21 protein-coding genes and 2 pseudogenes are annotated in these 23,979 nt (G+C 41.5%); 18 read left to right on the forward strand and 5 right to left on the reverse strand.

All coding sequences use genetic code 11. From position 1 onward, the window contains the following. Positions 1-68: 68 nt before the first annotated feature. The 6 genes and pseudogenes from AAEZ02_RS17960 to AAEZ02_RS17985 all read left to right on the forward strand — a co-directional run. A pseudogene (locus tag AAEZ02_RS17960) lies at positions 69-728 on the forward strand (circularly permuted type 2 ATP-grasp protein); the annotation flags it as partial. Then, on the forward strand, positions 725-1,651 hold the full coding sequence (locus AAEZ02_RS17965) for an alpha-E domain-containing protein (RefSeq protein WP_233768573.1): 927 nt from the start codon (positions 725-727) through the stop codon (positions 1,649-1,651). The pseudogene AAEZ02_RS17960 and the gene AAEZ02_RS17965, both read left to right, overlap by 4 nt. A gap of 590 nt (positions 1,652-2,241) precedes the next feature. Next, entirely contained in the window at positions 2,242-2,454 is a 213-nt protein-coding gene (gene cspE, locus AAEZ02_RS17970) for a transcription antiterminator/RNA stability regulator CspE (RefSeq protein WP_101032744.1), read from the forward strand. A gap of 511 nt (positions 2,455-2,965) precedes the next feature. After that, on the forward strand, positions 2,966-3,196 hold the full coding sequence (locus tag AAEZ02_RS17975) for a hypothetical protein (protein WP_101032743.1): 231 nt from the start codon (positions 2,966-2,968) through the stop codon (positions 3,194-3,196). 331 nt (positions 3,197-3,527) lie between these two features. Further along, positions 3,528-5,714 (forward strand): OsmC domain/YcaO domain-containing protein, encoded by a 2,187-nt coding sequence (locus tag AAEZ02_RS17980; RefSeq protein ID WP_351124287.1) that lies wholly within the window; start codon positions 3,528-3,530, stop codon positions 5,712-5,714. 288 nt (positions 5,715-6,002) lie between these two features. Then, positions 6,003-6,911 (forward strand): LysR family transcriptional regulator, encoded by a 909-nt coding sequence (locus tag AAEZ02_RS17985; RefSeq protein WP_101032741.1) that lies wholly within the window; start codon positions 6,003-6,005, stop codon positions 6,909-6,911. Positions 6,912-6,980: 69 nt separating this feature from the next. On the opposite strand, the gene AAEZ02_RS17990 is transcribed toward AAEZ02_RS17985, so the two are convergent. Next, a complete protein-coding gene (locus tag AAEZ02_RS17990; protein WP_124013815.1) occupies positions 6,981-8,102 on the reverse strand; it encodes a DcaP family trimeric outer membrane transporter in 1,122 nt (373 codons plus the stop codon). A 294-nt stretch (positions 8,103-8,396) separates the two neighbouring features. Between AAEZ02_RS17990 and AAEZ02_RS23760 the strand changes: the two are divergent. Further along, a pseudogene (locus AAEZ02_RS23760) lies at positions 8,397-8,729 on the forward strand (OsmC domain/YcaO domain-containing protein); the annotation flags it as partial. Positions 8,730-9,231: 502 nt separating this feature from the next. On the opposite strand, the gene AAEZ02_RS17995 reads toward AAEZ02_RS23760, so the two are convergent. Further along, positions 9,232-10,059 carry a DODA-type extradiol aromatic ring-opening family dioxygenase gene (locus tag AAEZ02_RS17995; protein ID WP_124013816.1) on the reverse strand — a complete coding sequence of 276 codons (828 nt, stop codon included), beginning with the start codon at positions 10,057-10,059 and terminating at the stop codon, positions 9,232-9,234. A 205-nt stretch (positions 10,060-10,264) separates the two neighbouring features. On the opposite strand from AAEZ02_RS17995, the gene AAEZ02_RS18000 reads away from it, so the two are divergent. Further along, on the forward strand, positions 10,265-11,170 hold the full coding sequence (locus AAEZ02_RS18000; RefSeq protein WP_351124290.1) for a LysR family transcriptional regulator: 906 nt from the start codon (positions 10,265-10,267) through the stop codon (positions 11,168-11,170). 339 nt (positions 11,171-11,509) lie between these two features. Further along, complete coding sequence (locus AAEZ02_RS18005; protein WP_351124301.1) at positions 11,510-11,653, forward strand: helix-turn-helix domain-containing protein; 144 nt, start codon at positions 11,510-11,512, stop codon at positions 11,651-11,653. Between the two features lie 204 nt (positions 11,654-11,857). Here the strand turns inward: AAEZ02_RS18005 and AAEZ02_RS18010 are convergent, their stop codons facing one another. Next, positions 11,858-13,333, reverse strand: a complete 1,476-nt coding sequence (locus AAEZ02_RS18010) for a CotH kinase family protein (protein ID WP_124013818.1) — start codon at positions 13,331-13,333, stop codon at positions 11,858-11,860. 270 nt (positions 13,334-13,603) lie between these two features. On the opposite strand from AAEZ02_RS18010, the gene AAEZ02_RS18015 reads away from it, so the two are divergent. Continuing rightward, positions 13,604-13,852 (forward strand): hypothetical protein, encoded by a 249-nt coding sequence (locus AAEZ02_RS18015; protein ID WP_351124293.1) that lies wholly within the window; start codon positions 13,604-13,606, stop codon positions 13,850-13,852. 80 nt (positions 13,853-13,932) lie between these two features. Here AAEZ02_RS18015 and AAEZ02_RS18020 read toward each other — a convergent pair whose 3' ends face one another. After that, positions 13,933-15,135: an ammonium transporter gene (locus tag AAEZ02_RS18020; protein WP_124013820.1), complete on the reverse strand. Its 1,203-nt coding sequence runs from the start codon at positions 15,133-15,135 to the stop codon at positions 13,933-13,935. Between the two features lie 927 nt (positions 15,136-16,062). On the opposite strand from AAEZ02_RS18020, the gene AAEZ02_RS18025 reads away from it, so the two are divergent. The 8 genes from AAEZ02_RS18025 (at position 16,063) to AAEZ02_RS18060 (ending at position 22,464) form a co-directional block, all read left to right on the forward strand. After that, positions 16,063-16,605, forward strand: coding sequence for a carboxymuconolactone decarboxylase family protein (locus AAEZ02_RS18025; protein ID WP_124013821.1), 543 nt, complete (start codon positions 16,063-16,065; stop codon positions 16,603-16,605). Positions 16,606-16,751: 146 nt separating this feature from the next. Further along, positions 16,752-17,399 (forward strand): DsbA family oxidoreductase, encoded by a 648-nt coding sequence (locus AAEZ02_RS18030; protein ID WP_124013822.1) that lies wholly within the window; start codon positions 16,752-16,754, stop codon positions 17,397-17,399. Positions 17,400-17,504: 105 nt separating this feature from the next. Next, a complete protein-coding gene (locus AAEZ02_RS18035; protein WP_206191872.1) occupies positions 17,505-17,693 on the forward strand; it encodes a hypothetical protein in 189 nt (62 codons plus the stop codon). Positions 17,694-17,994: 301 nt separating this feature from the next. Next, positions 17,995-18,279, forward strand: coding sequence for a cold adaptation protein ActJcold adaptation protein ActJ (gene atcJ, locus AAEZ02_RS18040; protein ID WP_101032731.1), 285 nt, complete (start codon positions 17,995-17,997; stop codon positions 18,277-18,279). 7 nt (positions 18,280-18,286) lie between these two features. Further along, positions 18,287-18,829: a cold adaptation protein AtcA gene (gene atcA / locus AAEZ02_RS18045; protein WP_351124296.1), complete on the forward strand. Its 543-nt coding sequence runs from the start codon at positions 18,287-18,289 to the stop codon at positions 18,827-18,829. Then, entirely contained in the window at positions 18,826-19,581 is a 756-nt protein-coding gene (gene atcB / locus AAEZ02_RS18050) for a cold adaptation protein AtcB (RefSeq protein WP_101032729.1), read from the forward strand. Before atcA ends, atcB begins: the two co-directional genes overlap by 4 nt. Before the next feature lie 11 nt (positions 19,582-19,592). Next, on the forward strand, positions 19,593-20,486 hold the full coding sequence (gene atcC, locus AAEZ02_RS18055; protein WP_124013823.1) for a cold adaptation protein AtcC: 894 nt from the start codon (positions 19,593-19,595) through the stop codon (positions 20,484-20,486). A 748-nt stretch (positions 20,487-21,234) separates the two neighbouring features. Further along, on the forward strand, positions 21,235-22,464 hold the full coding sequence (locus AAEZ02_RS18060; protein WP_351088302.1) for a dicarboxylate/amino acid:cation symporter: 1,230 nt from the start codon (positions 21,235-21,237) through the stop codon (positions 22,462-22,464). Between the two features lie 65 nt (positions 22,465-22,529). Here the strand turns inward: AAEZ02_RS18060 and AAEZ02_RS18065 are convergent, their stop codons facing one another. Further along, the gene (locus AAEZ02_RS18065) at positions 22,530-23,717 is read right to left on the reverse strand and encodes a GGDEF domain-containing protein (RefSeq protein ID WP_124013825.1); all 1,188 of its coding nucleotides are present in this window, start codon (positions 23,715-23,717) and stop codon (positions 22,530-22,532) included. Between the last annotated feature and the right edge of the window lie 262 nt (positions 23,718-23,979).

Raw genomic sequence — 23,979 nt, forward strand, 5'->3', positions numbered from 1 at the left:
TGACACGCTCGGTGATACAATTAATGATAACTTTCAGAAATTAAAACCTGCAGTTTGAATTCACTTGAGTATATATGCGTACTATTGAAGGCTTATCTCGAGTGGATGTTATTTATCGTCGAATTGATGATGAGTTTCTTGATCCTGAAGTCTTTAACCCTGAGTCTACCTTAGGCGTGCCGGGTCTTATGCGTGCTTGGAAAGCTGGCAATGTTGCATTAGCCAATGCGCCGGGGTCTGGCGTAGCCGATGATAAAGTCGTGTACGCCTATGTGCCTGAAATTATTAAATACTACTTAAATGAAGATGCACTGATAGCCAACGTGCCCACATACAAGTGTTTTAATGATGAAGAGCGTGAATACGTGCTCAACAACATTGACAAAATGGTGGTTAAACCTGCCAATGAATCCGGTGGCTATGGCATGTTAATTGGACCTCATGCTTCAGTAGCAGAACATGAAGAATTTAGAGCGTTAATTACTGAAGACCCCAGGAATTATGTCGCTCAACCTATGCTGATTTTATCTACTGCTCCAACGTTGTTTGATACTAAAGTAGAGCCTCGTCATCTGGATTTGCGCCCCTTCATTCTTAGTGGCAAGAATGTCACGGTCACCGCAGGTGGTTTGACTCGAGTCGCAATGCGCAAGGGGTCTACCGTGGTGAACTCGTCACAAGGTGGTGGCAGTAAAGATACTTGGATTGTCGATATGGAGTCATTATGAGCATGCTTTCAAGGGTTGCCAGTACCCTATACTGGCAGGCACGTTATTTAGAGCGAGCCGAAAACACCGCGCGCTTAATCAATGTTAACTCTCATATGCTATTGGATTTGCCCAAAAGTGTGGTGTTAGGTTGGGAGCCGATTGTCGATATTTTGTCTGATCGTGAGTTGTTTTATTCCTTACATGATGACGCAACCGAGCATGCGGTTATTAGCTTTATGGTTACTGACAAAGCAAACCCAAGCTCTATTATTAGCTCTATTAGCGCCGCGCGTGAAAATGCTCGTACTATTAGAGAGATTATTCCACGGGAAGCTTGGGAACAAATTAATGCGTTATACCTATATGCTATGGAAAGTCAGCATGAAGTGTTCTCTCGACACAAACGTTATAACTATTTAAGCAAAATTATTTTAGGTAACCAAACTATCACCGGTATGTTGTCTGGAACCATGACACATGATGATTGTTATGAGTTTCTTTGCATCGGTAGCAACATTGAACGTGCAGACATGACTACTCGGATCATCGATGTGCGCTCCGCTTCTTTGTTGCCTGATATCGAGCATGAGCAATCGGCTTTTGACAATATTCAGTGGATGAGTGTCTTAAAATCGTTAACGGGCTATCAAATGTATCGCCGAGAAGTGCGTTTACGTATTAATCGAGCCGATGTGTTGAAGTTTTTGCTGCAAGAAGAACACTTCCCTCGTTCATTAAGGCATGCATTACAACAGATTGAAGCCAGATTAGAACGCTTACCTCGTAATCATGATATTACTAAGGCGTTGCAAGGCGCGAATCAACAGTTGATGTCTGCCAAGCCGGAAAAGCTTAAACAGGACAAGCTTCATGATTTTATCGATCTAATGCAGATTGAGTTAGATAATTTACATGACAGCATCAATCAAACCTATTTTTAGTCACATAGAGATAGTCTGCAGTATCGTTTCATAGGAAACGGGTAAATTTATCCTAGTCGTCTTATCCCACCTTTTTTGGCTTTATAATTAAAATGTGGGGTAAGGCTGATATTTTTATTCAGAACAAAAACATTAGCAAAGTGATTTTTTGTGACCGTTAATCAAATGCGTTTATAAATAAACCTAACTATCCGCCTCTAAGTTACTGTAATAAATAAGTTATTGGTGGTTATTTTGCTTAACTGCTGCTGAGGTACTTGGCCTTTTTGTTGCGTTTTATCGTGGTAAGTTGGGGCTGTTTACTAAAATCAGATGCTCAGAGCATTCATGTTTAAGTCATGTTCACCATCATTTTAACGATTTTACACATTAAGCCTTTACAATATCCAAAACTACTGTAATATATCTCGTGCTCTGACATTCAGAGTTATTAATGAACATCAAGTAAAAGAAAAGCCTTAGAATCTCTTCGTTATCGTTGTTATCCTCTGTGTTTCCCTTAGCTTCATCGTGACATTCAATAATTCAAGCTCGAGCGCATCGCATTTTCGCGACAGATTGATTAAATTTAAATATATAAGGGACACAAAATGTCTGATAAAACAACTGGTTTAGTAAAATGGTTTAACGAAGATAAAGGTTTTGGCTTTATTACTCCTGATAATGGCGGCGCTGATGTGTTTGTTCATTTCCGTTCAATCACTTCAGAAGGTTTCAAAACTTTAGCTGAAGGCCAAAAAGTTTCTTTCGATGTTGAGCAAGGCCAGAAAGGCCCACAAGCTGCTAACGTAGTAGCTGTGTAACTCGACTTTGTAAGATAACGCAAACGGTTTAACGACTGTTTGCGTTTTTTTATGTCTATAATTTAATGATTTATCCTTTTTCAATATGCTAAGTATCTTAAACAGCTTAAGTGCCTGCAATGCTTTTAAATATATTCAACATAGTTAAGCATTTATAATAGTTAAGCATTTATAATAGTTAACTACTTCCAATATCTCCTTTTTATCCGTTTTATCCGTTTATCCTTTTCTGCATCGATTGTTAATAAAACGCCTGAATAAAAACACATAAGCCCAACTCCAATTTCGACTATCCTTAAATTAACGGGGATCGCCATTGCTGGGTTAATGCGCTTTAAATTGAATAGCTTGCGCCGCTCTGAAGGGTTCAGATAATAGATCTGATTGGCATTATGCTCACGCTATCGATCCACTCTATAATTCCCCAGTTTCTGTTGATCTGGATCAACGCTTAGGATCGTAAATCAATTCATTATATTAGCTAAGTTGAATACTGGTGGGTGAAGTCATAATGTCAGATAATAAACTCATTTTAGTCTTAAAATTATGCATCACTATGGGCATTAGCTTAATTTTGTTAGGGATTTATTGCCATAACTTCAGTGAAACGATTGAGATGATGGGCGTCAAAGGGATTATGATTAGTGCTATGTGTGTCGCCATTGGTATGGCGTTGTCATTGCCGACTAAAATGTACCTGACCTTTATATTGGTTAAGCGTGAAACCGAAAAAAGCCAATAATCAATTGTGGTTGTCTAGGAGGGGGCGGACTGCGTCCTGCTAGGGACAGCTTCGCGCTAAAACTTATAGCATCTAGCAGCGAAGCGACCTAGAACCTAGGAATAGTGATACCTTGGCGTTTGAATAGAAAACAGTGAAATCCTCAAGGTATTCTGTCTTAATAAGGATCTCCACGACTCGCTTTGCAACTCACTAACATCGTTTATTCCGCGAAATCGCTTTGTTGTGATCATTTATTAATTAACTCAAGACTCTTGGGTCAAAAACACCGATAATTGCCCCTAATTATACAAGCAGGCCGATTGGCTGCGCACGACTGTGGATATATTCAATGGAAATCAAAGTAAATTTTCTCGACAACCTGAGACTCGAAGCTAAATTTGACGACTTTACCGTTACGACCGATCAACCTATTCGCTACAAAGGTGATGGTTCAGCTCCCAGTCCTTTTGATTATTTCTTGGCTTCGTCAGCCCTTTGTGCAGCCTACTTTCTCAAGGTGTATTGTAAAGCTCGTGATATTTCGACTGAGAATATCAAACTATCGCAAAACAACATTGTTGACCCTGAGAATCGCTACAACCAAATTTTTCAAATTCAGGTTGAATTACCGGATGATATTTCCGATAAAGATCGCGAAGGTATTTTACGTTCTATCGACCGCTGTACGGTTAAAAAAGTGGTACAAACGGGTCCTGAATTCAAAATCGAAACGGTTAAAAAACTAGACGCAGACGCCAATGCCATGCTGATGGGCCAACCCGACGGCGATGCGAGCACGTTTATTTTAGGCAAAGATTTACCGCTTGAACAAACCATTAAAAACATGACCGGCTTGTTAGCCGACCTGGGTATGAAAATCGAAATATCGTCATGGCGCAACATTGTGCCTAATGTTTGGTCTTTACATATCCGTGATGCAGCGTCACCAATGTGTTTCACCAACGGCAAAGGTGCGACCAAAGAAAGCGCGCTATGCTCGGCTTTAGGTGAGTTTATTGAGCGTCTTAATAATAACTTTTTCTATAACGATCAATTCTTTGGTGAAGAGATCGCTAATAGCGAGTTTGTCCATTATCCCAATGAAAAATGGTTCCAACTGGAAGAAGATGACGTGCTTCCTGCTGGCATGTTAGATGAATACTGTTTAGACATCTATAATCCAGACGATGAGCTATGTGGCTCACACTTGATTGATACTAACTCAGGCAATATTGATCGCGGTATTTGTGCGATTCCGTATACTCGCCAATCAGATGGCGAAACCGTGTTTTTCCCGTCTAACTTAATTGAAAATCTATTTTTAAGTAACGGCATGAGTGCGGGTAACAACCTGCAAGAAGCGCATGTTCAGTGCTTATCTGAAATTTTCGAGCGTGCGGTAAAACGTCAAATTATTGAGCAAGAAATTATTCTGCCAGACGTGCCAATGGCTGTGTTAGAAAAGTATCCAAGTATTTTAGCGGGCATTAAAGGGCTTGAAGCTCAGGGCTTTCCTATAGTGGTGAAAGATGCTTCTTTAGGCGGCCAGTTCCCAGTGATGTGCGTGACATTGATGAACCCAAGAACCGGTGGTGTATTTGCTTCATTTGGTGGCCACCCGAGTTTTGAAGTGGCGTTAGAGCGGAGCCTTACCGAGCTGTTGCAAGGCCGCAGTTTTGAAGGCTTAAACGATGTGCCAAAACCGACCTTTAATAGCATGGCGGTCACTGAGCCAGAAAACTTTGTTGAGCACTTTATCGATTCAACAGGGGTGATTTCTTGGCGCTTCTTTAGCAGTAAGTTTGACTATGAGTTCTGTGAATGGGACTTTACCGGCACTAGCGAAGAAGAAGCCAAAGGCTTATTTGGTATTTTAGAAGCCATGGGTAAAGAAGTGTATATTGCCGAGTTCACTGATTTAGACGCTTCTGCTTGTCGTATTTTAGTGCCTGATTATTCGGAAGTTTATCCTGTAGACGACTTGATTTGGGATAATACGAATAAAGCACTAGATTACCGCAAAGATATCTTAAACCTGCATTCATTAAGCACTAAAGCGTTAGCTAAGTTAGTTAATCGTTTAGAAGAGAGTCAGTTAGATAACCATACCGATATTCGAACCTTAATTGGCATTGTGTTCGACGAAAATACGGCTTGGGGCCAGTTAACCATTATTGAATTGAAGATCCTGATTTATCTCGCGTTAGGTTCCCACGACGACGCCATTGAGTTAGTCGGCGAGTTCTTACAGTTTAACGACAACACTGTTCAGCGTGGGTTGTTCTATCAAGCAGTAAACGCTGTGCTTGAAGTGACCTTAGATGAAGACTTAGAGCTTGAGCACTTTATCGGTAACTTTAACCGTATGTTTGGTCAAGAAGTCATGGACAATGTGCTGGGGTCAGTTAATGGCACGGTACGCTTTTATGGCCTCACAAAAACCAGCATGCAGCTAGAAGGCATTGAGCCCCATTTACGCTTGATTGAAAGTTACAAAAAACTGCATCAAGCCCGTAAAGCGAAAGCTGGGATATAAATACTCATTGAGTTGAGCGCCAAGCGTAAGTTCATTGTGATAAAAAGAGTAATAGCGAACCAAACGGTTCGCTTTATTTTTTGTTGAAGCTAATAATCCTAAAAACCATCCATTCATGTTCATCTCCAAGCACTAATATTACTTTATGGTGAGCCTCCCCATAGGCAATGAAAATAAATATTGTTCACAAAGTTGTAACCATACAATCTACATTATTTTTTACTTCTGGTATTATGTCGCAAATGAAATTTATTTTTTCTTTTTGTGACATAATCGAAGGCTAATAGCATGGTGGCAAAAGCGGATGACATAATTTTATTTGTCATGGTTGTAGAAGCAGGATCGTTTACAAAAGTGGCTGAAAAGCTCAGTTTGACTAACTCAGTGGTGAGCAAACATATTGCAAGGCTTGAGCAAGATGTGAATACACAACTGCTCTATCGCACCACAAGGAAATTAGCCTTAACGGATGCAGGAGCAACATTTTATGGTAAAGCGCGATTAGCCAAAATAGCATTTCAAGAGGCGGCCGATGCGATATCTGGCTACAGTGATGATGTGCGAGGCACGATCAAACTGACCATTCCAGTAGTGCCAGCAAGGTTAGTATTAAATAATGCATTAGCTGATTTTTGTCGTGATTATCCTAACGTCGATGTTGATTTGACCATAGCTGACCAATTCGTTGATATTCTTGATCAAGGTTATGATTTAGCGATAAGAACGGCTCATCTTGTTGATTCGTCTTTAATTGCAAGGCGCTTAATTGATTCCGATTGGTTGGTGTGTGCCACACCTGAATATTTAAAACAAAACGGTACTCCACTGGCCCCGCAAGATCTGGCTAAACATAGCTGCTTACTTTATCACTATGAAAGTAGTGGCGTGGATCAATGGGTATTTAAAAATGCTGAGGGTAATTACACGGTAAATGTGCAGGGTCGATTCCGATCAAATAACCTTGAGTCGTTAAGGCAAGCAGCGTTAGCGCATTTTGGTATTGCTTATCTTCCCCAAGCGCATATTTATGAAGATTTACAGGCAAATAACTTAGTCGCTTTACTGACTGAGCATAGTGGCAAAGATTTAGGCATTTATGCGGTATACCCGAGCACAAGACTGCCTGACAAAAAAATTAAATTATTGATTGAATACTTTCGCAAAGCTTTTCACTCAAAAAAGGATTATTTTTACTAATTAGCAGTATAAATAAAAACTCGATAGATACTGCCCGTAAATGAGCAATACCTATCGTAGTCTGGGAACTTAGAAAGCGTATTTAGCAGATAATTGTAGATAGTCTGAATCTATGTCAGTCATGCCTTCATCTTCAATGGCATAATTACCTAGCTCGACACCCACACTTAACTCAGGGGTAACGTTAGTGATTAAGTTAACGCCCCAATGTGCGCGACTTTTGTTTGTCTCATCAGTTTCTGCTGTGCCATAAAATGCGGTAGAACGCAAAGTATCAGTCCAGAAATGACGATAAGCGACAGTAAATGCAGTTGTTGACTCTACTACTGTTTCTCCTTGGTCATCAGTAACAATATCTGGTGTCATACCAGCAGCAACATATCGGCCAGAGTCACCTACGGTAACTTGGAAACGTAAATCGTCTTTACCAACCGTTTTAATCACGCCGCCTACATTGGCTGCCACGGCAACCTCATCAATTCCGCCTTGGTCCACTTTTCTAACAAGCGCCCCTACAGATAATTGACCCCAGTCCGCTTTATGATCGTAACGGCCGACAAAATCTGGGATAGACTCATCTTTGTCGGCTTGATCGCCAGTTACACCGACACCACTTGATGATGCACCAATACTTCCGTTGCCATTGGTTTCTGGATTTTCAATAGAAAATTGCCAAGCGCCATAGGTGTAGCGTAATTGTGTTTGTCTAATAAACACTTCGCCAACATGTGGTCCACCAAAATCTAGCGCTTCTGGTAATGCATGTAATGGCATAAATGTGGTCCAAGTTTGACCGGCCAACCAGTTTTTATAACTAATAAAAAAATGTCTTAAACGTGGGTTTGAAGAGTTACTCACTACTTCGTTACCGCCACCACCGTACATATCTACTTCAACAAATCCAGATATATCACCGTGTTGAACTTTTAAATTTACGCGTGATTCTTTGACATTAAAACCCGTATGAGATGTATCGACAGGTACACCTGATGGGAAGTTAGCAATCCAATAATCTTGATAAGCAATATCGCCATTCACATGACGGACATCCACTTTTGCATAGCCACCCAAGGTCACTTTAGTATCTTGTCCTGCAACAGTATCAGTCATTAACTCTATGCCAGCATTAGCTTGCATGCTTGCAGCTAGTGCTGTGAGTAAAAATAGGTTTTTGTATTTTTTATGTGTCATTTGTTATCCCTCTGTTTCCCCGAAAGCGAAGTGCTAATGTAAAGGGATTTGTTAAAAGGGTAAACTATGTTAATGGACAATGACTTGTTCCAAAAACGCTATAAATAGAAAATCTGCTTATTAATTTACGATAATCGATTAAATAGGAATGAGTAAAATAGGCTCAACAATACGTGGTTACAGCAAGATGGCTGCCAGAGGTGAATTCAACTATATTTCTTTTTTTAGGTTTAAGCTATTGATTAATATTGACTATACACTACAGGTGTTTATGTAAGATGACGTAAGCCTCCACTTTTGGTGTTGTTTTTTTGTGTACATAAAGGCGCCATTGGGCTGGTGGGCGAGCGCTACAATAGGGTACAAGGAGGCTTATTTTATCAAGGCGTCAGCGCAGTGTTAGAAGTGACCTTAGATCAAAATTGAGACCTTGAGCACTTATTGGTAATGCCAATAGCATGTTCGGCAAGGGGAAATCGGCTATGTTGTCGGTTCAGTTACTGGCAAGGTGCATTTTTACGGCCTAACTAAAACCAGCATGCAACTTGAAGGTATTGCGCCATACCCTCGCTTGATTGAGAGCGACAAAAACTGCATCAAGCTCGCAAAATCAACGCTGATATGTAATCGCGTTATTGCCGAGATTTTAGGGTTGTTCATCTTATCTCGGCAGTTTCGACTGTTATAATGTTTTTTTCGTACGTTGAATAGCATCATTTGCTAATGACTATCTACTATCTACTATCTACTATCTACTATCTACTATCTGCTATCTACTATCTACTATCTACTATCTACTATCTACTATCTACTATCTGCTATCTACTATCTACTATCTGCTATCTACTATCTACTATCTACTATCTGCTATTAGCTATCTGCTATTAGCTATCTACTATTAGCTATCTGCTATTCACTATAAAAGTCCTGCTATCGCACCATTATTTTAAGCTTTCTGATCTTACTTTCAATATTCGTTATTAATCACTGAGCGGGGTCGCTTACTTGCACTTGTTGTCTTGTTGGGGATCGCATACGTTTACGCTTACCCACGGTTGTGACTCATTTTTGCAGATTATGCACATTATGCACATTTTTCATATTTTACATATTTTACAGATAGTGGCCATTATTTAGCTTGTGAGTTAAATAAGTAAGACTCCATCGATAGCACACTGAAATCGATGTCGTTCTGTATCACGGTTAAATTATCTTGTGCTGTCACTGCGCCTAATACAAACAGTAAAGGAATGTAGTGTTCGACAGTGGGATGAAAAAAACTGAAATTAGGATACTGTTCTGCTGCGCTGACCAAGGCTTGAACATTGTGATTGATAACATTGTTTCTCACCCATTTTTCAAATTCAGCCACGCGTGGATCCGGTTGACCACCAAAACGTAATGCTCGTAGATTATGGGTGACATTGCCTGAACCGATAACCGCAATGCCTTGCTCGCGTAACGATGTCATGGCTTTGCCCAATTCAAGATAAAAACTCAAATCTGCGTGTTGCGGGATAGACAGTTGAATAACAGGTACTTTTGGATTGGGTAATAAATGCATCAGCGGTGTCCAAACACCATGATCCAGCCCTCGTGTCATATTCACTTGTGTGGACAATCCGCTTTGGGTCAACATAGAGGCAATATCATTGGCGAGTTGGTTATCGCCAATCGCAGGGTACTTTACTTGGTATAATTCGGGCTGAAAGCCATTAAAGTCATAAATGAGTTCTGGCTGGCTTATACCTGTGACTTGCAAAGACGTTGACACCCAATGCGCTGATAATACCAGTACGGCTTTCACCTCGCTAAATTGTTGGCCCACGGCGTTTAACTGCCGTGTGACCGTGGATTCATCAAGCGCTAATGTTGGCGCACCGTGGCCAATAAACATCAGCGGGGCTAACGTTGTTGTCGGTAAACTGGTTGTCGGTAAGCTTGTTGCTGTGTTCATTAGTTGCTCCTGTTAAGTCGGTGAGCCCATTTAATACTGGGCCTGTGGCACTGCCATGCTTGGATTTTCATTATTGAATAAAGACCATGGGATAAGCACTGCGAGAGTATGCGTAATCATACTAAGTTAAACAATTGCAGTAATATTTGATTTATAGTTTAATAAAATTATACAAAAGCTTTGTCGTCATACTAGGGGCCGTCTGATGGATATGCTGAATTTAATGCGCAATTTTGTCGCTGTGGTGGAAGAGGGCAGTTTTACTGCTGCGGCCAAACGCTTGGGTAAAACCAAAGCCTTGCTTAGCACCCAAGTGACACAGTTAGAAACCAAATTAGCAGTAAGATTGTTGCATCGCTCAACGCGCAGTTTAACCGTTACTGAGGCGGGAAATGCATATTGGGGCGAAGCGAAACGTATTCTTGATGATGTTGAAAACTTAGGATCACAGTTACTCAACCAGCATCGTAGTCTAGCGGGCAGTATTCGAATTTCAACGCCAGTGACTTATGGTGAAGAAGTGCTAACGCCTTTTATCAGTTATTTGATTAGTGAGCAACCAAGGTTGCATATCGATATGATGTTAACCGATCGTCATGTCGATTTGGTCAATGAAGGGTACGACTTAGCGATCCGTGTCGGTCGTTTAAAAGATTCAAATTTGATCGCACGCCCGTTAGGACAAACGCGATTAGTGACCTGTGCCTCAGCCTCGTTTATTGAAAAATACGGCCTAGCGGATCACCCCGATCACCTGCGCGATCTGCCTTGTGTGGTGGACAGTAATTATCCTCATTTACAGCAGTGGCACTTTACTCAAGCGGATGACACTGTCGTGGTTAATGTTAACAATGTTGTGACAGTCAACAATGCTCGTTCGGCCACGGCTCTTGCGTTAGCCAATACGGGGATTGTCGCCGTGCCTGAATTTATTGTCAAAAAGCAGCTCCAAAATGGTGAGTTAATTGAGGTGTTGACGGGGTTTGAGCTGGGTACGTTGCCGGTTCATGTACTTTATCCGAGCCGCAAGCACTTATCCGTTAAGGTGAGCTATTTTATCGAGAAACTACTCCAATACTTTGAGCCGGATAAATCCTCCCCAATTAAATAATCAGGGGTAGAACAGCATTGCTGCCATGTTTGCCATCCCAGAGTGTGGCATCTAGTCATGAAAAAGCGCGCCGCTATGCCTTAATGGCGTACTCACGTTATAACCGCAGCGCGGGATATAAGAAGCAATAAATTGTCGAAATAAAGAGTCGAAATAAATAGATAAAATCAGCCTATTTTCAAGGTGAAACCATCAGGTTGACGCTCTTTGGCACCGCTAGATGGGGGATTAACCTTTTCATGTTTGAAGCGTTTGCCAAGGGCAGTGGATTGAAGCAGAAGATTTACCGCATGAAGTCGCCGCGGTTATTAGCGGTAAACTTGGGACACAATTAAACCGATAAAAGAGGTTGAGCAAGACTATATTCTCACAGTCCTTGCGTTATGTGATGGAGATAAGCACAAAGCCGCTCATGCTTTGCAAATGGGCTTTGCAACCCTGTATCGAAAACTCAGTGAATATAAAGTAACCCATTGCGAATAGGACAGTATGAAGCTTTAATATGCTAAATTTATGATGTGAGTTGTATTTTATCTAAATGATTCTATTTGTTATTTTTATATTTACAGTGCGATTTAGCTGGGGCTTATGCCCTAAGTTAAGTCGTTAGAGATTGAGTCGTTAGGGATTGAGTGGTTAACATTAGTTTACGCAGCCAGTATTGACTGACTGCTTTTGGGTTTATTATTATTGCTTATCTAAATAGCTGTCTACTGCAGTCGCTCTATCTTCGGCGTGTTCTATAAGCTCATCGATAGCGCGATAAAAATCACTGCTACTTTCTAAGAAGCTGTAACCCGATATCTCGGTGGTTGCATAGGGCGAAATTAATGCAGAGTAAGTATTATAGCTTGCTTGTATTTTATTGGTTTCGAATGCGTCACTTATCACCGCGAGTAAAAATTGATTATAGCGGTCACGATACACATCATCGGTATACAATATTGAAATGAGTGGCCAGCTAGCGGAGTTCAAGTTTGAAAAGTCTAACGCCAATGCGCCACTTTGCTTACCGTTTTGCAATGCTTCGTTGTTGTCCCAAGGGATCCAAGTCAGTTTTGAGGTGTCTGGATTGTTGTATAAATAGTAATTATGCGGCATTAAGCCGTAAGTATCCCAGTTTTGAATTATGCCATTAACGGCTAGATATTTTAAAAATACATCAACGTCAAATACCGCTTCAAGGTTAGCGCGCCATGTTGCCGGATCGCTAGTGGCGGTATCGTCGTGTAAGGCAGTAAAGAGGGCTTGGATATCAGACCAATCTTCGTCGTCTTCGTTGGTTTTTTTCTCAAAGTCTTCCTGGTTAAATGACCCTTCAACAAACATTGCACCATCGTCTTCGGGTTTGTATAAGTTACCGTCGTCACTAGAAAATTGCGTATCAATTAAGCTGTCGTCAACTTCTTCAACTAGGGTGTATAAACCAAAGTATTCAGGGCCGTCACCATGGTCGACATATAAGGTATAAAAGCCAGTGTGAGACACAGCTAGACCAGCATCTTTAAACACGTCAGCGGCGACTTTTTCTCGCAACATTGATTCGTCATCAAAGTTATTTTTTAAACTGAGCTTTTTAAAACCATAAAAACGTTGGTTTTTGATTTGTGGATAATCGTCCTCATACTCATCGAAATCAAGTTTAAACGCTAGTTTTAGAATGCCTTGCTGCCAGCTAGTTTGCAGTGATGAGTTGCCTTTAAAGCGAATACCAACGCGATACCATTCGGTGCCGTTATAAAATACTTCAGCAGGCACAAAAATCGGATTTTCATCTGTATCGGTTAAGCCATTGGATGAGGTTCGGCCAAACTCGCCATAGGTTGCGGTCATGTCATCTAACATGCTCTGCCAGCGCGCTTCAGTCACGACGATATCAAAGCGCTTGACTTGGGTGTCATCAAACACCTCGTCAAAGTTTGGTTCGACATTTTTGCTATGGGATTCGTCGGTCCAATCCGTTGCGTCAAAGTCAACGTCGGTAATTTCAGTTTCTGTAGTGGTCGTGGTGACCGTTTCAGTTACGTCGGTACTGTTAACACTGCTGCTATCACTACCACAAGCTGTGAGTATCAAAGCACTACTTAACGTCATGATAAGCAATAGTAATATTGGCTGATTAATTAATCGTTTTGTGCTGGGTAAGTTATTGAGGGCAAACATTGGGCACTCCTAGCAATGGTGTCGCGTTGAAAGCTTAATATGGTTAGCAGTATGTTAGCGCGTAAAAGTGCAAAACCAGTGCAGTAAGCGTGGAACAAAATAGCAGCTTGATAAGAGTGAGATATTACTCAAGGTTGCGTAGGTATGCGCATCGTGGTGGCGGCATTGGCGCACACAGGTACCATATTAATCCACAATGCGATAAAATCTAGGCCAATAATGAGTTACGTCATATCGCTAACTTGGCACTGAAATTTGTAGGGAAAATGAATGAATATTGAAAACGATGTGATAGATAATTTAGCAGAATTAGAGCGTTTTTTACTTTCGGTAGAAAAGGGCAGTTTAGGTTTAGAAGGGGTTGTAGGTGTTGGTATGGCAACCAATAATGCTGATGGTCGTCATTTTGTTGCCGTATTTGGTGACAATCATAAACTGTTATTAACTCGCTGGATAACGGCTGAAATATTTGAAACCGGCAAAGATATGGTGCAACACGGAGTAAAACCAAAGCACTGATAAAGCATACTTACTGATAAATCATCAAGGACAGAAACCAGGTTTCTGTCCTTGATATTAGGCTAGTGAGTCAATTTAGCTTACTTATCTGAATTAGTTGAACCAATTTTGTGTATGGCGAGATCCGCGCCAATAAACTCATCTTCTTGGCTTAAGCGTAAGCTCGATATTTTGTTCACTAAGCCATAAACAATGATACCGCCAACCAGTGCCACTACTACACCTGCAGTACTACCAATAAGTTGCGACATAAAGCTGACCCCACCCAGACCACCGAAGGCTTGTTGACCAAAAATACCTGCCGCGATACCGCCCCATACACCGCATAAACCGTGTAATGGCCACACGCCGAGTACGTCATCGATTTTGTTACTGCGTTGTAATCTTGTGTACACCAAGACAAATAACCCACCAGCCACACCGCCAACCACAAATGCGCCGACAGGATGCATTAAGTCAGACCCCGCGCACACCGCCACTAAGCCTGCAAGGGGGCCGTTATGAATAAAACCAGGGTCATTTTTACCGACAATCAGCGCCACCACAGTGCCACCGACCATGGCCATTAAACTGTTAACCGCCACTAAGCCGCTGATCCCGTCAAGTGTTTGCGCAGACATGACGTTAAAGCCAAACCAGCCGACAATAAGCACCCATGAACCTAAGGCAAGAAAAGGGATATTTGATGGTGCAAAGGCTATTCCTGGTTTGCGGCCGCGTCGAGCACCTAATATATAAATGGCCACTAATGCGAGCCAACCGCCCATAGCATGAACGACCACAGAGCCAGCAAAGTCATGAAACTGTGCCCCAAATTGGCTTTCTAACCATGCCTGAAAACCAAAGTTACCGTTCCACATTATCCCTTCAAACAGCGGATAAACAAAGGCAACAATCAATGCCGAAGCGAGTAAGAAAGGCCTAAAACGGCCGCGTTCAGCAATGCCACCAGATACAATCGCTGGAATGGCTGCTGCAAAGGTCAGTAAAAAGAAAAATTTAACCAGCTGATAGCCATTATCGGTAGTTAAACTTTCAGCGCTGACAAAGAAGTGGCTACCGTAAGCAATTTGATAACCAATGACAAAGTAAGCCATGGCTGAAAAAGCAAAGTCAGTCAAAATCTTTACCAAGGCGTTGACCTGGTTTTTGTGCCTCACGGTGCCCATTTCTAAAAATGCAAAGCCAGCGTGCATGGCTAAAACCATAATTGCACCAAGTAAGATAAACAAGGTGTCTGCACTTTGTGCAATGAGGCCAATAGCATCACTAATATTATTCATTTCAGTTCCCACAAAATGATTCTCTTTTGAAATTCATGCTTTTATAAAGCAAAAGCCATTCCTAAATCACAGCTAAGCCATTATATTATTGACCTTGTATGGTGCAAATATATGAAAATATTGCTTAAGTTATCTGTGTAATGTTCAATATCAGTGCATTATTTGGCGTTTGTCATGGCAAATAATGCGCGTAATGACGGATGTTCATGGCGCGAATGTTTCAATTTGGTGCGTTTCTGCTTGTATTTGGTGCATTGTTCAATGGCTAAATTAACCTTATGTTAACCATTATTATTAAGATAGTTCGTCCATCAAGTCGGTTGATAAATGGATGATCTGACAATCCCAATTCCCAATTCCCAGTAACTAATAACGAATCACGAATCACTAGAACAGAATAATGGGAGTCATATGACAACAGCAAGAGTCGTAGAGGTCGGGATGCTCCCTTTTTGCAAACCTGGTAATCATCAACCTTATCGAGTCATGGCGGCTAAAGCGATAACCGCTATCGCGGCATAAGAGATAGTTTTTTTCACTGTGATGTCTCCAACTCTGGGGGCAATTAATGATCAAAAATTGTATAAGAAACGAATTTTTCTAGCACTTATCAATATATTAGTCTGGATTTCACCCTAGAAAAAGCCAGTCAATGCGCTTGGTTAGCTGATCTTGTACTGGTTATCTATGCGGTTAATGTCACGTACATTAACCGCATAAATGTTATTGGCTTGCATCCTAATTAACGGGCATTTTTAAAATATATCTTCTTGATAAAAATGAATATTTTAACGCTATGAATAAATATTAATACGAATTATGAACGATCGTTCAGAGTTAACTTGAGCGATTGCTCAAATTGATTTGTAGTGGTCTCAATTCGAAACGCAACGCGCCTAAATTTATTTAGTTACAAGAGAGAATATTATGACTGCATTTACAATTCACACTGTAGACACTGCACCAGAAGACAGCAAAGCAATGTTAGATGACACTAAAAAGCAAACGGGTATGATACCTAATTTATTTGGCGTGTTAGCCGAATCACCAAGCACGCTTAAGGCTTACCAACAGTTACATCAGGCTTTTTTAGACACATCATTTAACCCTGAAGAGCTAACGGTAGTATGGCAAACCATTAACGTTGAAAACAAATGTACTTACTGTGTGCCTGCACACACAGGTATTGCACATTCAATGAAAGTAGACCCAGCGTTAACTGAAGCATTACGTAATAAAGCGGCGATGCCAAACGCTAAATTACAAGCGTTACAAGATGCGACATTAAGTATCGTACGTAACCGAGGTAACATTTCTGAAGCAGAACTAGCAGCATTCTATGCCGCAGGTTATGGCCAGCAACAAGTGCTAGAAATCATCTTAGGCTTGTCACAAAAAGTGATCAGTAACTACACCAACCACGTGGCAAAAACACCGGTTGACGAGGTATTCAAAAAGTTTGCTTGGTAATTGTTGAGCGACATTTTTAGCGAAAATTATTATTCATGTAGATGAATGAATCCCTAATACCAATGCCTGCGTTATCGCAAATGGCATTGGTATTTTTTTATCACGTTAGAGCAAAAAAGCGTACTTGAAGAGATGAGGACAACCAAATGACAGCAAAGATTAAGCTCGATATTATTTCAGATGTAGTGTGCCCTTGGTGCATCGTCGGTTATAAACACTTAGAAGCGGCGATAAATGAACTTGGGCTGCAAGATCAAGTTGAGATTGAGTGGCAACCATTTGAACTTAACCCAAACATGCCTGCTGAAGGTGAAAATCTGCGTGAGCATTCAGCCAGAAAATACGCTACCACACCAGAAGGTAGCGTTCGTGCACGGGTAAATATTACTCAACAAGGGGCTGAACATGGCTTTCTTTTTGACTATTTTGAACAGATGAAAATGGTTAACACTTTAGACGCGCATGTGTTGTTGGAATACGCGAAAGAGGTCGGTAAGCAAACTGAGCTTAAACTGCGTTTATTCAGCGCCTTTTTTAGCGAACATAAAGATATTTCAAACCGTGAAATACTCACAGCAGAGCTCATTGCTGTGGGGATTAATGCCGCAGAAGCCATGAGTTTACTCGATAACGCTGCAGTGGCAGAACAGGTTCGAGCTAAAGAGGCCCATTGGCAACAACTCGGCATTTCGGGCGTACCTACGGTTATTTTTAATCAATCGAGTGCATTAACTGGCGCGCATCCAGTTGAAGCGTATAAACAAGTTTTGGCCGATTTAGTTGCCCAGCGCTAACTGCGCGAGGGCTACATCGTATGAGTATTGTTAATACTTAACCCGAATTCACATATGGTCTCCTCCCGTATTGCAAGGTATCACTCATCGATAACAGGGACAGGATTGCTGTCATATATACGGTCTTTATATGAAGTTCAAGACTTCTGGCCTCGATGTATTCCGCACATATTGTCCTTATCAGGTTATCGGCCACTGCAAGGTATTCAATCTGGGCATACCGTGTTTATTACCCGTAAATACAGTGTGTCGCCTGCGATGCGCGAGTTTGTAAGTTTGATTGATATTCGTTAACTTGTGTCAATAGCGGCCCTCGACTTCAGTTTATTGCTGTGCCCCGTTAGCAAACGTAGAGCGGATGACGTTTTTTAGCTCAAACATCATCAAGCTTAGGGGGGATATCAGCATGGTTGGAGTTAGCACAAGGTAATGGTAAGTCTTTTTGTGATTGTGGGTCGCTCAAATAGTTGAAACTTAACCTTGGTTTATGTTTGCTGCAAGCCTGTGAATGTTGATATAATAGCGGGCTAAAAAATTATTTATTTACAGACTTTTTTATCTCGCAATCACTGCCCCATCGCCTGCAGGAATAACTATGATTAACCACTTTAGTGTACTGGGAGTCAGACCCAATGCCAAAGAAGATGACATAAAAAAAGCCTATAAACGTTTATCGAACAAGTATCATCCTGACAAATTACTTGGGGCGTCTGACGATGAAAAACAGCAAGCATCAATTCAGCTCCAACGAGTCAAAAAAGCTTACGAAGTGCTATCAGATAAAAAGCTGAGAAATGCTTTTATCAATGATTTTAACAACGTGATTGTCACTGATCCCACTGCCGCAATGCGGGAGTTGTGGGACGAATATTATTCCTGAGTATCCCATGGTTAAACATCTTAATATCTCACGCATTAATGAGCTAAAAAATAATGCCAATGACAATATAGAATCTTACAACGACCCTGATACGCCAAATGCGCTGGCACGATTTACTAGCCAAATCAGAGAGATATTGTTGGCCGATCCTGGGATGCTAGATTCAGTCCCTGAGTATTTACCCGTTGCGCTTTATGACAGGGTCAAGTTCTCTGCTGAATCAAAGCGCCAATGGGCACACTGGATTAGCTTGAATATTCATCCTAGTTGGGATGAATTTAAAACCACGATCGCGTTTAACAACGCCGATCTGCCTTTGGCGCTCGCGGTACGTAAATACAGCGAAGATCTGTTAATTGAAAGTTGTGCCGTGGTGTATTTGTTAGAGACTCAGGGACAATCTGAGCCGAAGCAAACGGCTGCGGATGATGATTCCAATGAGCATGATGGTGTCCATGAGCACGAGCGTGATGATAACGACGATTACGACACTGATTATGATAGCGATGAAGAAGGTTATTATGACCAATATGATGAGGAAATCGAATGAACAGTCTCATTGAAATAACAGCCGCGGAAATACAAGAACTGGCGAATGTTGAGCCGAAACAGGCAAGCAAGAGATTTGAGTTGATCGCGACGTCAATGTCTGATGATCAGTTGGTCGAAGTGATTGAGCAAATGGATATTGTCACCTTGACACAAATAAACAGTCAGCATGATATTTCGTGTCCATCGATTATGTCTGAGTTAATGACCCCAGAACAGATCCGTGACATCGTCTGCCAGCAGCCGCTTTACTGGGAAGAGAAAATCAAAAGTAATGCCGAAGAGTTAATGCATCATACTTTTGATTTTATGACTTATCTTATCCGAATTCAGGACAGCGAAGAGAAACAAACTGCCATATTAGAGTGTTTAGCTGAAGATCCCGCTGCACTGTTTTATCTCTCTATTCCTTTTATCGAGCTTATCTTAGGCGGAACCAGTGGCGATGACGATGAGAGCAACGACACTTATGATGATGAAGCGGATGAAGAAACGGTGGGTTACTCTGATTGGCAAGCCGATGAAGAGGCTCACAGTCTCAGCATTGATGATCCTCGTAGTCTATTGGCGTTGATCCGCGAAAGGGCGCCTAATGTTGAGAAGTCGATTAAGAATATGCTGCGCAACACCGGCTCTGACTGGCAGTTAATTATCAGTCAGTTTGCTAGCGAATTAGTGATCCAGGCGAAAGAAAAGAACCAAGTCACCGACGAGTATGCTGAAGTTGATGACATGTTTAGCTTTCTTGATTAAGGGTTCTGCAAATGCAATTGGTAATACGTGACGAAAATCAGGGTCCCTATCTGAGTCGGGTGTTGGCTTATGGCCTAACCGAGGGCTTGCTCAGTAATGAGCAGCTGGGACAGATCAAAGCCAAAGCCATTTTGATGAGCCTTAAGTTCGCTGATAAGTTCTATAACAAGTATAAAATGCATTTGCTTGAAGAAGCAGCGCAGGATGTGATTGGTATTGTCAGCATTGGCTTGATGGCGTTATCGGACCAAAATCATGCTAATGCTATAGCCTTGCTGCTCAATGATGACGGCGTGGTTAAGTCATTCCAGAAGGGCTGGGGCATGCTGACTAAAGTCAGCCAATACCGGCTTCATGGTAAATCGATTTATGGCAACGTGGATAAAATTTTGCTTGATCAAGTATCGAGCCCTCCCGATTGTGATGAATGGCAAGGTTGGGTTTATTACCAACAAGCCTTAACTGAGCATAATCGCCAACAATCGATTAATGCCTTGTTGGCGCAGTTTTACATTGCTGGCACTTTTGATCCAATGGATTATATCAACCTAGAAAGTACCTTGGCTGAAGCTGTGTTGTATCGGATATTTTTCGATGGTAAAAAAGTGCGCCCAGATCTTAAACGACGTATGACTCGTGTAGAACTTCAGCCGCAATGGTTTAGCCTCGAATTTATCGAGCATCAAACCAAAGCGGCGTTTGCTGAATTACCTAATGAACTTGCTGCTGCTATCCGTCTGGATCTAGGTAAGAACTTTAATTCTGCGCTGTTACGCACTCTTAATTTCTCTCGTAGTTATCAAGAATTGGCGGCTCAAAATGCCTCTCCTGAACGATTAGAGCGATTTGAATACAAGGAAGGCTTAATTGGTCTTCTTGGTTGGCCAATCTATATCGTCATGTAGTACCGCTTTGGGAAGCTTGCCAGTGAGCAAGCTCCCTGAGTCGTTGTATATGACGACCGCTATTTTATTCCTCTGATATACTGCCTAAAAACCGCTGACAACAGTGGTATTGCACATCACATCGATGATCTACTCTGACTTAACAAAGACCTTATTGCATAATATGTTGATTCTATGGGACATTTTTTCATAAGGCACTGATTTAATAGCTAGCTTATTTATATCGCGCTGACTCAACATCGCACCTATTGATACACCACTGTGTGGTGCTTGACTGGCATCTTGCACTATTACGAGCTATATCTGTGTTTGGATGTGGTGTTAATGATCATCGCAGTCCGTTGGCCAAGCAGATTTTTGTCTGTGCCCTGAAGCGTTAATGATTGCAATTCAAACGCTGTTAAATAGTTAATCCCCATTCACACTAACAACATTATCCTGAGTAGGTACAACAAAAAAGTGTATGGATAAGCCTTGAATTAACAAGCTTATAAGGTGCTGAGTGGCACACGTAATATTAACCATTGCTAAAATACCGTTGTAGTTGGTATCGTATTGGTTTTGTGCCATATTTTAGCATTAACGTTAATATAGAGATGTTACATTTGTCGGCAATAATACAGGTTAACTGCATGATAAGTTTACTTTACTTTCGACATTACCCTGTGGATTGTTAATGCATCAAGCGTTCATTGGGTCAAGTCTGCTGACCATTTGTTGTTTTGTTTAATTGTCCTTAGGATCCATTATGTTCAAAAGCCTACGTGCTTATCGTTCGTCAATTATATTGCTCAGTGCTTTGTTGCTTGGTGGGCTATTGGGTGGGTTAGTGCCAGAACTGGCCATAAAGCTCAAACCGATAGGGCAAATATTTCTGAATCTTTTGTTTATGATTATTGTGCCTCTGGTCGCGGTGAGTGTAATGTCGTCCATTGCCCACATGACCGATTTAAAGAAATTAGGCGCCATACTGGTATCGATTATGGCGGTGTCGATTGTGATGGCGATCATCCCCTCTGTCGGTGTGGTGTTGCTGGCATTAGCTTACGATCCTGCACAAGGAGTAACACTCGATCTAGCTAATACTGTCGATGCGGCATCAGGTAGTATGGATTTTGTCAGCTTATTAACCACCAATGATTTTGTCGGGCTGTTATCTAAATCAAACATTTTAGCGCTGATTATTATGTCGGTTATTGGCGGTGTTGCGATTGGCCAATCTGGTGAAGATGGCGTGAGAGTCGGGCGCATGCTAGACAGTTTAAATACCGTGATTATGAAAGTCATTTCGATATTAATGCATGCCGCGCCTATTGGTCTTGGGGCATATTTTGCCGCGACGATGGCCAGTCAAGACACTGAACTGATGGGCACATTTGCTCGAGCTGTCGGACTATTTTTTGTGGCAATGGCGCTTTACCTTACACTAGGATCGACGTTATATGCGTGGATTGGTGGTGGTGTGCAAGGCGTGAGACGATTCTGGCAACATATGCTTGAACCAGCCGTGACCGCATTAGGTACCAGTTCATCGTTAGCAACCTTACCCGTTACCATTCGCAGTGCCGCTAAGATGGGGTTGAACGAACAAATTGCAGAGATTAGCTTGCCATTATTAGTCAATCTTAATAAGGGCGGCGCAGCTGCGATTACGGCATTAAAAATCGTGTTTATTTATTCTTTATTAGGACTCGATTTCACTACCGATGTGTTTATGTTGACGATTTTGATTTCAGTATTATCAGCGTTTGTCATTGGTGGGGTGCCAGGCGGGGCATTTCTAGGTGAAATATTTATTGTCACGACCTTAGGATTACCCATGGAGGTTATTCCTATTTTAGTGGTGATTGGGGCCATTACAGATGCGGCTTCAACGGTGATTAATGTGGTGCATGACTTAACTGCAACCCAAATTATTGAGCGCATCAATGGTAAACATTATGCTCGCTTGACACCTGACAACGAACGCCTTGAGTAGGCTTGGCGATAAAGCCAAGCAGATGGTATGCCACAGTAAGATATTAGATTCTACTGTGGCTTTTTTTAGGCGACTGCAACGCGGTTTCGTCCTTGTGCTTTTGCCAGATATAAGGCTTTGTCTGCACGACCCAACAGGCTGTAGGCACTGTCTTTAATAGTATATTGGGCTACACCTACACTGATAGTAAGCGCCATACCTTGAATGTTCTGTGTAGCAATATAGCGGCGTAACCTTTCGGTTAATTCGATGGCATCGGTCGATGTTGTGTTAGGTAATACCACCACAAACTCTTCACCACCCCAACGGACTAATAGGTCGTCATTACGCATTTGGCTTTGTAGTAATTGTGCGAGTTCATACAATACGTGGTCACCCACAAGATGACCGTGATTGTCATTAATTCGCTTAAAATGATCTATATCGATAATGGCAACCGAGATAGGGTATTGAAGAGACGATGACGGCTTGAGTAATGGGGGAATGGTATTGCTATATGTGACGTTATCGATAACGGATGAGTGTGCTACAGGTGACAACGGTGTTTTACCCTCTGCGCTCCGCGGTGGATGTACTGTGTCGGTATTTGCGGCAGGGATGGTAAGCAGTTTATCGAGTACTACATCGAGCTTTTCACGGTTATAAAGTCCGGTGAGTTTATCTGTTTCAGCCATTTTTTGGATTTCTATATTGCGTAGCGCGAGCTTTTTATAGGCTGAAAAACGGGTTTTTTCGTAATATCGCAATAATAAAATTTGCGCAATACACACCTCAATAACGTTAAATAAAGATCCTGTTCCAAAGGTCACTGGCTGAGGGTTTTGAGTTTGCAGGTAAACTAATAAGGCACATACGCTAAATGTGAGGCATGAAATAAACGTTCCCCATTTTCGACCAATAAGAAAAAACGAAAAAGGTGGAATGAGCGTTGCCCAAAATAATGAGTGGGAGTGACCCTTAGTCGAGATCACAAACAGCATGATTAAACTGGCTACCATGATGGTGACAGCCCATGATGTTATTTTAACATGTCCCGTTTTGCGAAAGCGGGAGTAAATACCCAATGAGGTTAATAAACCGAAACCATCGAGTAAGGCATATTGATAACCTTCAAAATAGAACAGGTTGATCAGGGTAAGAATGAGAAAGTAACTCGTGGTAATGAGTAATGAATGCTCGATTAAGCGAATGCGCCAGTAATCGGAATGATCAGGCGGATATTGAGGGAATTGTTTGTACCAAAATCTAATCATAAGCAACTTCCATGGAGAATTAAGCGAACACTAATTTTGTAAACTCGATAACAATATCATTCAAGCCATTACTCGTTGATTTTTAATAATAGATAAAATATTGAAAATAACCGCCTAAATATACGATTATTACATGATTATGGCATGACAGGGTTATGATCGTTTCATGGTTTTGCTTGAATGAGCATCTGAATGTCAAAACCGGCACCCATAGTATGTTAGTTATACTGATAGGACTTTTTGGGTCATCTATCTGTTGTTT

It is taken from the genome of Shewanella sp. T24-MNA-CIBAN-0130 (genome assembly GCF_040310185.1).
GTDB lineage: Bacteria > Pseudomonadota > Gammaproteobacteria > Enterobacterales > Shewanellaceae > Shewanella > Shewanella psychromarinicola.

Coding starts and splice junctions, on each gene's coding strand:
- AAEZ02_RS17965 (WP_233768573.1), top strand. CDS start 725: ATGAGCATGCTTTCAAGGGTTGCCAGTACCCTATACTGGCAGGCACGT.
- cspE (WP_101032744.1), top strand. CDS start 2,242: ATGTCTGATAAAACAACTGGTTTAGTAAAATGGTTTAACGAAGATAAA.
- AAEZ02_RS17975 (WP_101032743.1), top strand. CDS start 2,966: ATGTCAGATAATAAACTCATTTTAGTCTTAAAATTATGCATCACTATG.
- AAEZ02_RS17980 (WP_351124287.1), top strand. CDS start 3,528: ATGGAAATCAAAGTAAATTTTCTCGACAACCTGAGACTCGAAGCTAAA.
- AAEZ02_RS17985 (WP_101032741.1), top strand. CDS start 6,003: ATGGTGGCAAAAGCGGATGACATAATTTTATTTGTCATGGTTGTAGAA.
- AAEZ02_RS17990 (WP_124013815.1), bottom strand. CDS start 8,102: ATGACACATAAAAAATACAAAAACCTATTTTTACTCACAGCACTAGCT.
- AAEZ02_RS17995 (WP_124013816.1), bottom strand. CDS start 10,059: ATGAACACAGCAACAAGCTTACCGACAACCAGTTTACCGACAACAACG.
- AAEZ02_RS18000 (WP_351124290.1), top strand. CDS start 10,265: ATGGATATGCTGAATTTAATGCGCAATTTTGTCGCTGTGGTGGAAGAG.
- AAEZ02_RS18010 (WP_124013818.1), bottom strand. CDS start 13,333: ATGTTTGCCCTCAATAACTTACCCAGCACAAAACGATTAATTAATCAG.
- AAEZ02_RS18015 (WP_351124293.1), top strand. CDS start 13,604: ATGAATATTGAAAACGATGTGATAGATAATTTAGCAGAATTAGAGCGT.
- AAEZ02_RS18020 (WP_124013820.1), bottom strand. CDS start 15,135: ATGAATAATATTAGTGATGCTATTGGCCTCATTGCACAAAGTGCAGAC.
- AAEZ02_RS18025 (WP_124013821.1), top strand. CDS start 16,063: ATGACTGCATTTACAATTCACACTGTAGACACTGCACCAGAAGACAGC.
- AAEZ02_RS18030 (WP_124013822.1), top strand. CDS start 16,752: ATGACAGCAAAGATTAAGCTCGATATTATTTCAGATGTAGTGTGCCCT.
- atcJ (WP_101032731.1), top strand. CDS start 17,995: ATGATTAACCACTTTAGTGTACTGGGAGTCAGACCCAATGCCAAAGAA.
- atcA (WP_351124296.1), top strand. CDS start 18,287: ATGGTTAAACATCTTAATATCTCACGCATTAATGAGCTAAAAAATAAT.
- atcB (WP_101032729.1), top strand. CDS start 18,826: ATGAACAGTCTCATTGAAATAACAGCCGCGGAAATACAAGAACTGGCG.
- atcC (WP_124013823.1), top strand. CDS start 19,593: ATGCAATTGGTAATACGTGACGAAAATCAGGGTCCCTATCTGAGTCGG.
- AAEZ02_RS18060 (WP_351088302.1), top strand. CDS start 21,235: ATGTTCAAAAGCCTACGTGCTTATCGTTCGTCAATTATATTGCTCAGT.
- AAEZ02_RS18065 (WP_124013825.1), bottom strand. CDS start 23,717: ATGATTAGATTTTGGTACAAACAATTCCCTCAATATCCGCCTGATCAT.